The sequence below is a fragment of the Streptomyces sp. QH1-20 genome, assembly GCF_041283565.1.
Classification (GTDB): Bacteria; Actinomycetota; Actinomycetes; order Streptomycetales; family Streptomycetaceae; genus Streptomyces; species Streptomyces syringius.
In genome coordinates, this window is record NZ_CP166299.1 from 7,788,595 (window position 1) to 7,801,618 (window position 13,024).

Below are 13,024 nucleotides of genomic sequence, written 5' to 3' on the forward strand. Positions count from 1 at the left end.
TAATTGTCGCTCCGGGGGCCGGGCTCCTCCACTGGAGCGGCGTGCCGCGGCGGGCCGGCGAAGGGCGTTCACGCGCTGCTCCGCCAGCCGTACCGGCTCCTGCGCACCCGGCGCCGGAGGCCGGCGAGCAGCGGGTGCCTGTCCTGCTGCTCGCGGGAGCGGCGGTCGAGCTCGTCCACCAGCCGCCGGGACCGCTCCTCCACGTCCAGCTCGTCCAGGATCCGGTCGATCTCGGTCAGGATCGCGCCGTGCAGTTGCCATTGCCGGGGGTGTTCCAGGACGCGCACCAGCAGCAGGTCGGCGGCCCGGTCGCGGCTGGCGCGGCCCGCGGCGAGCTCCCTGACCAGCCTGTCCTCCGCGTTCTCGGCATTGGTGCTCACCTGCGTGGTGATCAGCACGGCGAAGCTCTCGACGGCGAGGGCGAGATGGGTGAACACCTCCTGCAACGCGCTCGCCACCTCCTCCTCGAACAAGGGCTCGTCCGTCCGCTCCTTGGCGAGGTCGGTCAGGGTCCGGCACGTCACCCGCAGGACGACCGCGGCGATCTCCAGGGCGTCGAGGCCGGTCCGCAGCACCACCCGGAAGAGCTCTCCCTCCTTGACCCGGGGATTGAGCCGCAGACTGTCCTCGGCCTGCCGGAGTTCGGCGTCCACCTCCACGATGTCGTGGTCCAGCCGACGGGCCTCGTAGAGCCTGGCCGCGGCCTCCGCGACCGTCGTGCGGCCCTCGACCTCCTCGCCGATGCGCCGCAGCAGACGGCCCATCCGGCGCGACAGGTGCTCGATGGCCTCGCTGGCCGGCTGCACCCACACCGGAGGGGCGAAGAAGACATTGAACAACAGTCCCACGATCGCGCCGATCAGGGTCTCCAGCACCCGGTCCCACGCGCTCTCCGCCACCCGGGTGACGCCGAGGACGAGCATGGCGCTGATCGCCACCTCGGGAACGAATTCCCCCGCCCGCGCGAAACGCCCGATGACCAGGGAGGCGAGGATGATCAGCCCCAGGCTCCACCAGGTGAGGCCCACCATGGTGGAGAAGCCGATGGCGATGAACACCCCCACCACCACGGAGTTCACTCGGCGGATGCTGGTGGTGAGAGTGGAATAGAGGGTGACCTGGACGACGAGCAGGGCGGTCAGAGGTGCCGTCAGCGGCACGGGCTCGCTGCTCAGTGACAGTGCCACCACATAGGAGATCACCGCGGCGGTGGTGGAACGCAGGGTCTGCGCGACCGCGGGTTCTTTGCCGCGCCGGACGAGGGTCGTCAGGGGATCGGGGAGGTCAGGCACTTAGTGCCTCTTCCCTCTCAGCCGTACCACAGACACCGTCCGACGCCGTGCCACCCGGGTGGCTCCACGCGCTCGACACGCGCTCCGGACCCCGGTTCTCACCCCCTGAGCGGAGGCGCCTCCACCCCTGACTGCATCGAAGGACCCACCCCGCGCTCCGCCCGGTGGACGAGGCGCACGGCCGCCCCCGCCGACACAGTGAAGTCATGGACAAACCACCGAACACCCGGCGGGCCAGCGTCCGCGTCCTCGCCTGCGCGGCCGTGGTGGCCGCGGCACTGTCCCCCACCGCCGCGCGGGCCGGCACACCCGCCACCCCCGAGCTGCGGGCGCCGCAGGGCACCGTGCTGCTGCCCAACATCGACGACGACGCCCGGCGCTGCACCCTGCGCCCCGGCGATCTGGACCGGCTGGACGTGGCCGTGGACGAGCGCCTCGCCGCCTGCCACGACGCCGCCGACGACCGCGTCAACGGCCCCGAGGACGCCAAGGACCTCACCCCTGTGCACGTACGGCCGATGAGCGTGGGGAAACGGGCGACCGGACGCGTCACGGTACCCGCCGCCCAGCGCCCGTACGCACGGCTCTTCATCGAGCGCGACGGGCGGTACGTATCCCTGGGCACCGACGGCCGGATCGGTGCCCAGGAGCTGCGACGGGGCGTGCGGCTGGCCGTCGAGGGGCGTGACATCGTGCGCGACCCGAACCGGTGGGACGGCCAGGTCACCGTGACCCTCACCGTCACCGAGCACGACGCCACCCGCCGAGCCCAGGTGTCCCTGCGCATGGCACCGGTCCTCCTGCACCACGACCTCCAGCGCGCCCGGCACGTCTTCGCCGCCGCACCCGGCCCGGGCACGGGACAGCCCGTCGAGATCCCGGCCGCCGCCCGCCGCCCCGGCCAGTGGCGGGCCTTCGCGGACTCGCTCCGCTCGGCGGCCCGGAAGTCCGGCCTGCCTGCGAGTGAACTCCGCTTCCAGCGCGGCACCGCGCAGTGGTGGCGGGACATCTGGCGCCAGGACATCGCCGAACCCGGATACGTCACCAAACCCACCCCGAACGGCCCGCACACCATGCGTGTCCTGCTGCGGTCCCCCAACTACTGGACGTCCGACGACGGCCGCTCGGCCAGTCTGCGCCGCTCCGGGCGGCTGCTCCACCGCGATCTGCGCGGCCCGGACGTGGGCATCGTCCAGCAGTACACCCCGCACCGCGACAAGAACGTCGACGAACTGCTGAACTTCACCGGCAACCTCGAATCGCTCCCGCCCTACGCCGGCTACCCACGGGGCCGCATCCTCTACGGCAGCTCCGAGCACCGCCGCCCCGACCCCTCGTTCGTCCGGATGCTGCGCGCCCAGGGACAGCAGCCACCCGTCGTGCTCGACACCTCATGGCTCCTCGTCGGGCACGTGGACGAGACCGTCCACGTCGTACGGGCCGACAACGCGCGCGGCTGGACCCTCGCCGTCTCCGACCCGCGTACGGCGATGAGCCTGTTGAAGCAGGCACAGCGCGCGGGCGAGGGAGGGCAGCGGCTGCTCGCCGGCACCGTCGCCACGGACCGGCCGACCGTCGACCAGTTCCTGCGCTACGAAGAGAGCAGCGGCGGCAACGAGGAGGCCGCGCGGCACATCGACCGGCAACTCGACGTCCTGCTGCGCGCCACCGGCCTGAAGGCCGGGGAACTCGTGCGGCTGCCCGTGCTGTACGCCGGCGTCGACCCCGGCGGCGGCCTGCCGCGCCGCTCCGTGGCCTTCACCCCGGCGCTCGCCAACGGACTGTCGCTGACCTCACGGGACTTCGCCGCGCCCGTGCCGCACGGGCCGCGCGTCGCCGGCCGGGACCTCTTCCGGGACGAGGCCGAGCGTCGGCTGACCGCGAACGGCGTGCGGGTGCACTGGGTCGAGAACATCTCCTGGGCCCACCTCAACGGCGGCGAGGTGCACTGCGCCACCAACGCCCTGCGCGAGATCCCTCAGTGACGTCGACGGACGCGGCTCACAGGACGGGGTGGCGCAGTACGGCCGCGACGTCCGCGGGCGTCCAATGCCCCGCGGCTCCGGGGCGCCCGGCCAGATAACCGGCCGCCTTCCCCGCGGTCCAACCGTGCGCCTCCATGAGGCCCGAGGCGAGATGCCGGAGATAGGCGGGGGACGGGGGAGTGGCGGCCACCTCGCCGATGCCCCAGGGGGCGGTGAAGGTGACGACGGGAAGGCCGTCCAGGAGCCCCGGGCACACCAGGGTCTCGTACCGCCCCGGCCCGAGCCGCGCCCGCCCATGGGTGAGGACCTCCCGCAGATTCACCTCCGGCCCCGGGTTCTCGTACATCTCCTGAGCCGCGATGCCGGAAAACTGCGCCACCGAGACGAGGTAGGCCCGCGCTGGCGTCTCGCCCTCGGCGTCGGCGTCGTAGAAGGCGCGGCCCCCGCCCCAGACGGGCGACTCGGTCGCGAAGTACACGATTCCCGGCAGCAGTACGGCGCAGGAGCGCTCGGGAGGCCGACGGTCCGCACAGCCCGGGTACGTACGCGTCCCGCCGGGGTGCCGGCCCCCGGTGAGGTAGTACGTCAGACGCCGCGGATCCATGTTGGACCCGTAGGCGGCGTACCAGACGCGATCGGTGGGCCGGGCGGGCACGCCCGGGGGTTCGAGCCGTCGGGGCACGACAGCGTTCACGGCCGATCGCCGGGGCCGGTCTATGGCGTGGACAGCGACGTCAGCTTGAGACGGATCTCCACCTCGTGCTCACCCGACACCGTGCCGTGCTCCTCGAGGTCGAAGACCGCGGCCAGCTTCTGCTGGACCTGACGCACGGGGTGGGCGGGGCCGAAGAGATCCACGGTCACCGCGCCGGTCAGGGGCGCGGGTGCGGACACCGCGTCGCTGCGGGTCCTGGCGTCGACGATCGTGCACCAGATCACGGGATTGTCCGCCGTGGACAGCGACGCGCGGGTCTCGCTGCGGGCCGGACCGGTGCCCTCGGGGAACGCGGTCTCCAGGGCGCCGAAGACCACGTTCGCGTCCTCGTGCCCACAGTCGGTCAGATGAACACTGACGTGATCCGCACTCTCGGGGGCGCTCATCACCCGTGCTCCTTAGCCGTCGGGGACTGCCGGGCCGGAAATCCACTCCCACGATATGAGGAGCGAGCCGCCCCGGCACCACGGCAGGGCCATCCGTGGCCCTGTCGCCCACCGGAGCGTATTTCGCCGTTACGCGGGGAAAGGTCGGGAACGACCGGGGTCGGCAGCGACAGGCCGCCCCGGTGCGCGTCGTTCACGCGCGGATTCGGATGAGAGGCAAGAGGCATGGCAACAGGCACGGTGAAGTGGTTCAACGCCGACAAGGGGTTCGGGTTCATCACTCAAGACGACGGCGGTCCCGACGTTTTCGTCCACTTCTCAGCCATCCAGACCACCGGGTACAAGGAACTGCTCGAAGGCACCCACGTGGAGTACGAGGTCACCCAGGGCCCGAAGGGCCCGCAGGCGGAGAACGTCGTCCCGCAGCGCTGAGCCCGGGCGGGCCGGCCGGGAGCCGCCCCGGCAGGCCCGCCCTCCCCATGTACGGATACGCCTGGCCGAGCAGGAACGCACGCAGCGCGCCGACGCCGACGGCTGACACCCGGTCACCCGGTCCGTGAGCTGCGAGGGATCATGAACCCCGGAAGACGTACGGCCCCGGGCGGGCCGTGCGCGCGGCAGCGGCTGAATGGGTGGGGTTCGTGCAAGCGGTGTTATCCGGTTTCGTGCCGATCTGGGGGGTCACGGCGATGGGCTGGGCGGCAGGCCGCTTCGACCTGCTCGGCCCGCAGGCCCAACCCGTGCTCGCCCGGTTCGCGTTCACCTTCGCCATGCCGGCTCTGCTGTTCCTCACGCTGTCCAAGGCCCCGGTGGGGGAGATCGCCGAGCCCGAAGTGGCGGTGTTCGCGATCAGTCTGCTCCTGGTGTTCGGGGCGGGCCTGCTGCTCTCCCGGAACGTGTTCCGGGCACGGCCTGCCGACCGCGCCGTCAACGCGATGACCGCGTCCTATGTGAACTCGGCCAATCTCGGTATCCCGGTCGCGGTCGGGGTGCTGGGCGACACCACGTTCATCGCCGCGGCCGCGGTGTTCCAGATGCTGTTCGTGACGCCGTTGATCATGGTGCTCATCGATCTGGACGTTCATCAGGGTGCGCGCGGTCAGTGGCGGCGGTTCGCACGACTGCCCTTGAACAATCCCGTCATCGGTGCGTCGGCGGCGGGGGCCGCGGTCTCCGCCCTCGGTCTGTCGCTGCCCACCGCGATGACCGAGCCGATCCGGATGGTCGGCGACGCGGGCGTGCCGGCGGCCCTGTTCGCCCTCGGGATGTCCTTGAACACCAGGGTGGTGCCGGATGCCAAGGGGATCGCCGAGCGGCTCGTCCTCGTCGGCCTCAAAACAGCCGCGCAGCCGCTGCTCGCCTACGTGCTCGGCCGCTGGCTGTTCGGTCTGCACGGGCATGCGCTGCTGGCCGTGGTGCTGTGCTCCGGCCTGCCCACCGCCCAGAACGCGTTCGTCTACGCCGCCGAATACCGGCTGCGCACCGATGTGCCGAGGGATGTCGTGGTGTGGTCCACGCTCCTGTCGCTGGTCACCCTGTCGCTGATCACCTGGCTCCTCGCCTGACGAGAAGGGCCCGCAGGTCGACGATCTCGAAGCCGCGGGCGCGGACGGCGTCGATGATCCAGGGCAGGGCCCGGGCGTCGAGGACGGGCTCGTGGCCGTCCTCGCTGCCGACGTGCAGCTGCACGATCTCCCCGGGCGTCAGGCCCGCCAGGGCCCGGTTGACGGCCTTTCGGACCGTCATACCGCCGGCCCTGCCCAGGTAGCCGTTGGTGTCGACCGTGAATTCGATGTCGGCGAACCCCAGGGCGTTGACGTCCGCGATCCCCCTCGGGGTGGTGGCGCTGTAGGGGAAGCGGAAGAACGGCAGCGGCACCGTGCCGGTCGCCTCGCGGATGGCGCGATCGGCCCGGGTCACCTCCTCCACCACCTCGCGGTGGGTGAGCCCACCGAACTGCGGGTGGCTGTAGGAGTGGTTGCCGATTCCGTGCTCGGCCGCCATCGCCCGCGCCGCCGCCCGGTGGCGTTCGGCGAACTGCCCCGTCAGGAAGAACGTGGCCGGGGCGTGCCGCCGGCGGAGAGTCGTCAACACGGTGTCCACCCCGGCCCCGTCCCACGCGGCGTTGAACGTCAGCGCGACCACCGGCCGTGTGGTGGGCATCCGCCGGATCTCCCGGCCGAACAGACTCCGCACCGGCCCGGGGGCGGCGCTGTCCGCGTGCGGTGGGGGCACCTCGCCCCTCGGCGCCCCCACCGGCCCCACGACCAGGGCGACGGTGGCCGACAGGGCGGTCAGGATCCGCGCTGCGGCGGTGGCCAATCGGTTCATACCCACCCAACGCATCCGCCCCAGGACACGACACGGGCCGATCGCGGGCCGTCGACGCGTCCACTCGCGGCCGACCTCAACTCCTACCCTGAGCGATACAATTGAGCCCGGACACATCTCCCGTCAGTCCCGTACGAGGAAGGCAAGTCCGTGAGCGGTCTGAACAAGGGGCTCAAGAAGGTCGAGGTGACGCTCAAGTGGGACCCGAGTCCCTCGGGCACACCGGCCAATGACCTCGACATCGTCGCCGCGACCTACTCCGCGGCCGATCCGTACGGCAAGCCCGAGTACGTCGTGCACTTCGACAGCCGGTCACCCGACGGCACCATCACCCTCAACAGGGACAGCCGTACCGGCCAGGGCTTCGGCACCGACGAGGCCATGACGCTGGAGCTCGACCGGTTGTCCTCCCGCTTCACACGTGTCGTGGTGGGCGTCGTCATTCAGCAGGGCGACGCGCGGAAGACCTTCGGCGAGGTGCCCAACACCGCTGTCCGGGTCCGTGAGGACCGGACGGAGCTGGTCAACGACGACTTCGTCGGGGTCTTCGACGCCACGGCGGCGACCGTCGCGGAGTTCACCCGGGGCGCCTCGGGAGAGTGGGTGTTCCGCAAGGCCCTCCGCGGATTCGACACCGACCCGCAATCCTTCACCGCGCTGATGGGCCGGGACCCGAACCTGCCGAATTCTTGAACCGATGACAGGCGTCGAGCGACCATCCTGCTCAGCGGGGCGGGTGCCGTGCTCGCGACCGGCGGCGCACGTGCCAGACGCCCGCCGCGAGGAGGGAGACCGTGACGAGGGCGATCAGGCTGGTGCCCCAGGACCCGCCGACGAGCCGGACGTCCGTCACGGCGAGCGCGGCGGCGGTCGCGAAGGGCACGACGGCGAGGGCGAGGAATCGCAGAACGGCGGCGAGGCCGGCCGCCCGGGGGACGCGGGGAAGGCGTCCATGGTGTCCGAGCGGCTCATCCGCGGCGCCCGGGGTGTAGTACCGCACGGCTTTCGCCCCGAGCCGCAGTGTGTTCTTCCGGTAGATCACCGCGAGGGCGGGCACCCAGATCAACGGCAGCACCATGCCCACGAGGAACAGGGCCACGATCGGGGCCGTCGAGATCACCTGGCGGAGTCGGCCGCGCTTCTCGCCCGCGCCCACGATGCCGAGGATCGTCGCCATCCTGACGATCAGCGACCACCGTGTCCGGCGGGGGATCCGGCCCCGCCCTCCGGAGGGATGACGCCTCACTTCGCCCAGGGCCCGGGCGGCGGCCTCGGTCGTCGGGTACACGTCCTGGAGGACCAGCAGATCCGCCACCCGCCCTTCGGTCCGGGCGTCGTGCCCGGCGAGGGCGGCCAGTTCCAGCACCATGCGGGCCTGGGAGAGCAGGGCTGCCACGAAGCTCACGGGCATGAGGATCACGAACGGGCCGCCCATCACGGCGCCGTCGGCGATCGTCATGTGCGTTCCACGGGCGATGATCTCCCTGCGGAGTTCGTCGTCCCCGGCCGACGGCTTGCGCTCCTTCCGGCGGGAAACGGAGGCAGCGGCCCGGGGGCCGAACCTCCGCACCGCGAAGAAGGACAGTTGCTCCGGCATGTGCTGCGGATCGGCCCAGATCATCGGCAGCAGCGCCTGGGCCTCCACCGTCACCCGCTCCTCCGGGCGGCCCGGCCGGGGCCCACCGGTGGTCCGTCCGCTGCCGTTCATCCGGTCGCCCTTCTCACAACGGTCCTCCTCCACCGGTCGTCCGGCCCGTACCGGTGGCCTTCCACTGTGAGCCCGGCGCACCCGGGCTGCCTCACCCGTTCCGGGTGATGATGATGCCCCTGCCGACGGTGAACATGGGGCGGGAGCGCAGGCCGCGAAGCCGGGAGGTTCGATGGGATCCGTCATCGCGCGTGGGGTGGGGCAGCGCTGGACGGCGCGTCTGGCGGTCGTGGCGGCCGTCGGCGCGGGGGTGCTCCTGCTGTCCGTGGCGGGGCTGCGGAGCGTGGGGCTGGTTGCCGTGGGGCTCGCGGGCCTGGCCGTTTCGGCGGCGGCCGGGTGGTGGGCACTGACGCGCCGGGGTGCGGTGCGAGGCGTCGCGCTGGTCGTGGCGGGGGCGGCGCCGGTGGCCGTGCTCGCGTCGTACGTGGCGGCGAGGCTGCTCTGGCTCGTCCTGGTATCCCTGGGGCTGTGGGCACTGGCCGCCGCCGCGGGCTGGGCCGCACTGAGGGGGGACGTCCTCACCGGCGCGTCCCCAGGGCGCCCCGTCCCGCCGCCCGAGCGCGCCTTCCTGCTGATGAATCCGCGCTCGGGCGGCGGGAAGGTTGGGCGCTTCGGCCTGAAGGAGAAGGCGGAGGCGCTGGGCGCGGAAGTGCTGCTGCTCGACGCCGCCCGGCACGGGGACCTCGCCGGGCTCGCGCGCGACGCCCTCGCCCGCGGCGCGGACCTGCTCGGCGTGGCGGGTGGTGACGGGACGCAGGCGCTGGTGGCGGCTGTCGCGGCGGAGCGCGGGGTGCCGTTCGTGGTGATACCGGCCGGGACGCGCAATCACTTCGCCCTGGATCTCGGGCTCGACCGGGACGACCCGTCACGGAGTCTGGAGGCGCTCACCGATGGGGTGGAGTTCCGGGTGGACCTCGGACGGGTCGGCGGGCGGGTCTTCGTCAACAACGCGTCCTTCGGTGCGTATGCCGAGGTCGTGCGGAGCCCGGCATACCGTGACGACAAGGTCGGCACCGTCCTGCGGCTGCTTCCCGACGTGCTGACCCACCGGCACGGTCCCCGGCTGTCGGTCGGCGCGGGTGCCGTCACTGTCGACGGCCCGCAGGCCGTTCTGGTCAGCAACAACCCGTACCGGGTCGGTGATCGTGCGGGGCTGGGTCGGCGCGATCGGCTCGACGGCGGGGTACTGGGCATGGTGAGCGTCCGGGTCGACAGTGCGGTCGAGGCGGCCGACCTGCTGCGCGGCCGGCACGCGCCCGGCCTGGTCTCCCTGACCTCCGGCGAGCTCGTCGTCGATGCCGATCAGCCGGAGGTGCAAGCCGGTGTCGACGGTGAGGCGCTGACTCTGCCCACTCCCGTGCACTGCGTGTCGGAGCCCGGTGCGCTGCTCGTACGGGTTCCCCGGAACCGCCCGGGCGTTCCGCCGGCGCGACCGCGCCTGGACTGGCGGCGCCTGTGGACGCTCGCCTTCACGACGGGCCGCGCCGACGGCCCGTCGGCAGCCGAGCCGGTCCGCAACGCCCGCTCCGGTGGCTCCGATCACGATCGGAGCCACCGGAGACGACCGGAAGGCCGGTGGACTACCCGAGCCGGACGAGCTTCGAGCCGAAGCCCGGTTCGCTCAGGTCCTTCTGCAGCGCCACCGGCACCTTCGCCGCGCCCGGCCCGTCACCCACCGTCAGCACACCGACCTCGGTGCCGGCCTCGGCCTCGTGCGGAACGGCCCGGCCGCCGTCGGCGAGCTTGAAGGTGGGCTTCAGCCCAGGCCAGCCGGCGCTCTTGAGGTCGGCGGTGGCCACCACCGGGGTCCTGCCGTCCAGCCCGTCGTCGACATAGCCGACGACCTGGCCCTTCTTCACCACGGTCGCGGAGACGAGCCCGTCCCGGATGCCCGCGATCACCTTCTGGGTGTTGTCCAGCGCGCGCTTGAGATGGGCGTTGGAGTCCCCGCCGGGCGAGCGCTGATCCATCGTCACGCCGAGGATCAGCTGGTCCTTGCCGTCGACCGTCCGGTAGGCGGCCCACATCAGCGCACCACCGGCCGGCGTCGTCGAACCGGTCTTGATGCCGGCCGTGCCCGGCTGCGTCGTCAGCAGCGCGTTGTTGTTGTAGATCGGCTTCTCCAGGCCGGGGATCGTGGCGCTGGGCATCCGGACGACCTGCCGGAAGACTTCGTTCTGCATCACGGCCTCGGCCAGCTTGAGCTGGTCGGCGGCGGTGCTCTTGGTCGACTCCAGGAAGCCGCTGGGATCGGTGTAGACCGTGTCCTTCATGCCCAGTTCCCGGGCGACCTTGTTCATCTTCTCGGCGAAGGCGTCCTCGGACCCCGCGTCCCAGCGTGCCAACTGCCTGGCGACGTTGTTACCGGAGGGGATCATCAGCATCTGGAGCATCTGCTCCTGCGTGAACCGCTGACCCGCCTTGAGCGGCACCCTCGACTCGTCCTTCTTCGCGGAATCCGCCTCCGCCTGGGCGTCGAGCGTGATCTGCTCCCCGCTCTCGCCCTTCTTGAGGGGATGCCCCTTGAGGATCACGTACGCCGTCATCACCTTGGCGACGCTCGCGGTCGGTACGGGCTTCTGCTCACCGGACGTCCCCAGGCTGCCCGCACCCACGACCTTCGCCGCGGACTGCCCGTGGTCCGGCCACGGCACGGAGAAGTCACCCTGGAAGGTGTAGGACGCCGAACCCGCGAGCGCGAGCGTCGGCTTCGGCAGCGGCCGCACCAGCTGCGCGGTCACGACACCGACCGCGAGCACCGCCACCACAGGCCCCCAGATCTTGAAGCGCCGCGCGACCGAGCGCATCGGTGTCCGCGGCGGGGCCGGAGTGTTCGTCAGCTGCGCCAGCAGGTCGATCGGGGGTCTCGGTCGCTGCTCGGGCTGTCCGGGACCCGGCTGCGTGCCGGGCCGCGTGGCCGGGCGTGCGGCGGTGACGGGACCGGGCGCGCCGGTCGGCCGCTCGGCCGCCTTCGGGCCGGGGACACCGGCCGCGGGGGGCCGGGGCGGGGCGACCGGCGGGACCGGCCCGGACTCCCGCACCGGTGCCTGGGCCGGCTTCACGGCCGCGGGCCGGGGGCCGGCCGCGCTCGGGGCGGCGGCGGGCGCCGGGCGCTTCTCCTCGGCCGCCGGCGTACGGGCGGTGTCCTCGCCCGCGTCCGCTCCCGTGCCGAGGGCCGGGAGTGCCACCGTCGCCTGCGCGGCGGAATCGGTCCCGGCGACATCTGTCCCGGTGGCAGCGGCCCCGCCCGCTGCCCAGCGGGGGGCCTGCCGGGACTCTGCGGGTGCCTTCGCGTCGTCCGGGGCGGGCTTCCGGGCGTCCGTGCCTGCCGACAGCGAGCGCCTGGGGTCGGTGGGTATGCCCTTGTCGGTACGGGCGTCGTCATCCGTCGACGGGCGCGGCGCCGCGGCCCAGGCGGGTGACGTCCCGGCCTTGGCCTTGGCCTTGGGCGCGGACGTCGCCTCGGGTGCCTTCGCCTCGGGCGATGCCTTGGCCTCGGGTGCCTTCGGCTCGGACGGTGCCGTCGCCTCGGACGGTTCCTTGGGCTCGGACGGTGCCTGCGTGGGTCCGGTCGGGGACTGGCCCTGCTTCGACTCGTCGGGGGACTCGCCCGTCACCGACAGCTCTTTCATACGCCGCACTGCCTTGCCTGTGTTGTTGATGAGGATCCGCGTCCCGGGGCCATGGCGGTGCTGGTGGAGTCCCGCGTACGCCCCGTCGGCGTACAAGACGGGAGGACATACCTTCTGGTTCCCCGTGGAAAACACCTATCTGATCATGAAGGGGGTATTCCCCGGACGCGGGGCATCCGGCCGGTGCTTCCAGGCGTTTATTCGGCGATGGCGGTCGAGTGGGACCAGGCGAACACCGCGAGCTCGCGGCCGCCCGCCACGGCTTGAGTCCGCGCCGTGCGGGCGAAGTGCTCGTTCTTGTTGAGGTGGGGCACCGTCACCTCGGTCGAATCCTCCTGGCCCGGAGGCAGCCGCCAGGTCGGGGGCAGCTCCGCCGGTCCTCCGACCAGGAAGATTTCCGTTCCGGCTGTCTGGGGTTCGTCGGTGGGCAAAGTGTCTCCTCCGCTCGATGAAAACTGGATGAATCGGGCGCTGATGTCAACGATCAACAGATGCACGGGACACGGTTCATGGCGCCCGCCCAACCGGTCGGCGGCCGCTCGCGAACGACACCCGCGACGTCGGGCAAACGGTGGCGGGAGCGAGGGCGGCTGCGCCATGCTGGCGCGATGGACGAGGAACCCCTGAAGGACTGGGCGCAGCGGCGCGAGGCGGACCGGGAACGCAAGAAGGGCCGACTGCGCGCGGTGCCGCTGGGGCCGGGGCGGCATCGCGGATTCCATGTGCATCCGCAGGCTCCGCGCGTCATCGAGCAGTGGGACGGCTACGAGTGGACCCCGGTGACCGTCGCGGACGATCTGGCGGCGGCGCAGGACCTCCTCCACCCCGCCGATCCCGCCGGGGAGCCGGCGGGGGAGTGGGACCGCCCGGCCCCGGGGAAGCCTCCGGGGAAGCACCGGAAGCCGGAGCCCACGGACCGCCGGGAGACGTGAGCCGGGCCGCGGACGCCTCTTCGGCGGCCGGGGCCCGGCGTGG

At 72.2% G+C, this 13,024-nt stretch carries 12 protein-coding genes and 1 pseudogene; 6 read left to right on the forward strand and 7 right to left on the reverse strand.

The annotated features are described in order from the left end of the window. Positions 1-68: 68 nt before the first annotated feature. Positions 69-1,292, reverse strand: a complete 1,224-nt coding sequence (locus AB8O64_RS34185; protein WP_370423549.1) for an aromatic acid exporter family protein — start codon at positions 1,290-1,292, stop codon at positions 69-71. Positions 1,293-1,498: 206 nt separating this feature from the next. Here AB8O64_RS34185 and AB8O64_RS34190 point away from each other — a divergent pair, with 206 nt between their 5' ends. Further along, a complete protein-coding gene (locus AB8O64_RS34190) occupies positions 1,499-3,277 on the forward strand; it encodes a protein-arginine deiminase family protein (protein WP_370423550.1) in 1,779 nt (592 codons plus the stop codon). A 16-nt stretch (positions 3,278-3,293) separates the two neighbouring features. Here AB8O64_RS34190 and AB8O64_RS34195 read toward each other — a convergent pair whose 3' ends face one another. Beyond that, positions 3,294-3,881: a histone deacetylase gene (locus AB8O64_RS34195; protein ID WP_370424055.1), complete on the reverse strand. Its 588-nt coding sequence runs from the start codon at positions 3,879-3,881 to the stop codon at positions 3,294-3,296. 110 nt (positions 3,882-3,991) lie between these two features. Next, positions 3,992-4,378: a hypothetical protein gene (locus tag AB8O64_RS34200; RefSeq protein WP_370423551.1), complete on the reverse strand. Its 387-nt coding sequence runs from the start codon at positions 4,376-4,378 to the stop codon at positions 3,992-3,994. A 225-nt stretch (positions 4,379-4,603) separates the two neighbouring features. On the opposite strand from AB8O64_RS34200, the gene AB8O64_RS34205 reads away from it, so the two are divergent. Both AB8O64_RS34205 and AB8O64_RS34210 read left to right on the forward strand, forming a co-directional pair. Further along, positions 4,604-4,810, forward strand: a complete 207-nt coding sequence (locus tag AB8O64_RS34205) for a cold-shock protein (RefSeq protein ID WP_370423552.1) — start codon at positions 4,604-4,606, stop codon at positions 4,808-4,810. Between the two features lie 233 nt (positions 4,811-5,043). Next, positions 5,044-5,943 carry an AEC family transporter gene (locus AB8O64_RS34210; protein ID WP_370423553.1) on the forward strand — a complete coding sequence of 300 codons (900 nt, stop codon included), beginning with the start codon at positions 5,044-5,046 and terminating at the stop codon, positions 5,941-5,943. Here AB8O64_RS34210 and AB8O64_RS34215 read toward each other — a convergent pair. After that, complete coding sequence (locus AB8O64_RS34215; RefSeq protein WP_370423554.1) at positions 5,924-6,709, reverse strand: polysaccharide deacetylase family protein; 786 nt, start codon at positions 6,707-6,709, stop codon at positions 5,924-5,926. The genes AB8O64_RS34210 and AB8O64_RS34215 overlap by 20 nt on opposite strands. A gap of 150 nt (positions 6,710-6,859) precedes the next feature. Here AB8O64_RS34215 and AB8O64_RS34220 point away from each other — a divergent pair, with 150 nt between their 5' ends. Further along, the gene (locus tag AB8O64_RS34220) at positions 6,860-7,402 is read left to right on the forward strand and encodes a TerD family protein (RefSeq protein WP_370423555.1); all 543 of its coding nucleotides are present in this window, start codon (positions 6,860-6,862) and stop codon (positions 7,400-7,402) included. A 31-nt stretch (positions 7,403-7,433) separates the two neighbouring features. Here AB8O64_RS34220 and AB8O64_RS34225 read toward each other — a convergent pair whose 3' ends face one another. Continuing rightward, positions 7,434-8,417, reverse strand: a complete 984-nt coding sequence (locus AB8O64_RS34225) for a hypothetical protein (RefSeq protein ID WP_370423556.1) — start codon at positions 8,415-8,417, stop codon at positions 7,434-7,436. Positions 8,418-8,589: 172 nt separating this feature from the next. Between AB8O64_RS34225 and AB8O64_RS34230 the strand changes: the two genes are divergently transcribed. Beyond that, positions 8,590-10,164: a diacylglycerol kinase family protein gene (locus AB8O64_RS34230; RefSeq protein WP_370423557.1), complete on the forward strand. Its 1,575-nt coding sequence runs from the start codon at positions 8,590-8,592 to the stop codon at positions 10,162-10,164. 229 nt (positions 10,165-10,393) lie between these two features. Here the strand turns inward: AB8O64_RS34230 and AB8O64_RS34235 are convergent. Continuing rightward, positions 10,394-12,049: pseudogene (locus tag AB8O64_RS34235) on the reverse strand (serine hydrolase); the annotation flags it as partial. 197 nt (positions 12,050-12,246) lie between these two features. Next, the gene (locus tag AB8O64_RS34240; RefSeq protein ID WP_370423558.1) at positions 12,247-12,480 is read right to left on the reverse strand and encodes a DUF5988 family protein; all 234 of its coding nucleotides are present in this window, start codon (positions 12,478-12,480) and stop codon (positions 12,247-12,249) included. Positions 12,481-12,657: 177 nt separating this feature from the next. On the opposite strand from AB8O64_RS34240, the gene AB8O64_RS34245 reads away from it, so the two are divergent. Beyond that, a complete protein-coding gene (locus tag AB8O64_RS34245; protein WP_370423559.1) occupies positions 12,658-12,981 on the forward strand; it encodes a DUF6087 family protein in 324 nt (107 codons plus the stop codon). Positions 12,982-13,024 lie beyond the last annotated feature (43 nt).

Bases quoted from the DNA above. Each gene is read 5' to 3' on its own strand.
- AB8O64_RS34230 (WP_370423557.1), top strand. From the start codon at position 8,590: ATGGGATCCGTCATCGCGCGTGGGGTGGGGCAGCGCTGGACGGCGCGT.
- AB8O64_RS34190 (WP_370423550.1), top strand. From the start codon at position 1,499: ATGGACAAACCACCGAACACCCGGCGGGCCAGCGTCCGCGTCCTCGCC.
- AB8O64_RS34200 (WP_370423551.1), bottom strand. From the start codon at position 4,378: ATGAGCGCCCCCGAGAGTGCGGATCACGTCAGTGTTCATCTGACCGAC.
- AB8O64_RS34225 (WP_370423556.1), bottom strand. From the start codon at position 8,417: ATGAACGGCAGCGGACGGACCACCGGTGGGCCCCGGCCGGGCCGCCCG.
- AB8O64_RS34205 (WP_370423552.1), top strand. From the start codon at position 4,604: ATGGCAACAGGCACGGTGAAGTGGTTCAACGCCGACAAGGGGTTCGGG.
- AB8O64_RS34195 (WP_370424055.1), bottom strand. From the start codon at position 3,881: ATGGATCCGCGGCGTCTGACGTACTACCTCACCGGGGGCCGGCACCCC.
- AB8O64_RS34245 (WP_370423559.1), top strand. From the start codon at position 12,658: ATGGACGAGGAACCCCTGAAGGACTGGGCGCAGCGGCGCGAGGCGGAC.
- AB8O64_RS34215 (WP_370423554.1), bottom strand. From the start codon at position 6,709: ATGAACCGATTGGCCACCGCCGCAGCGCGGATCCTGACCGCCCTGTCG.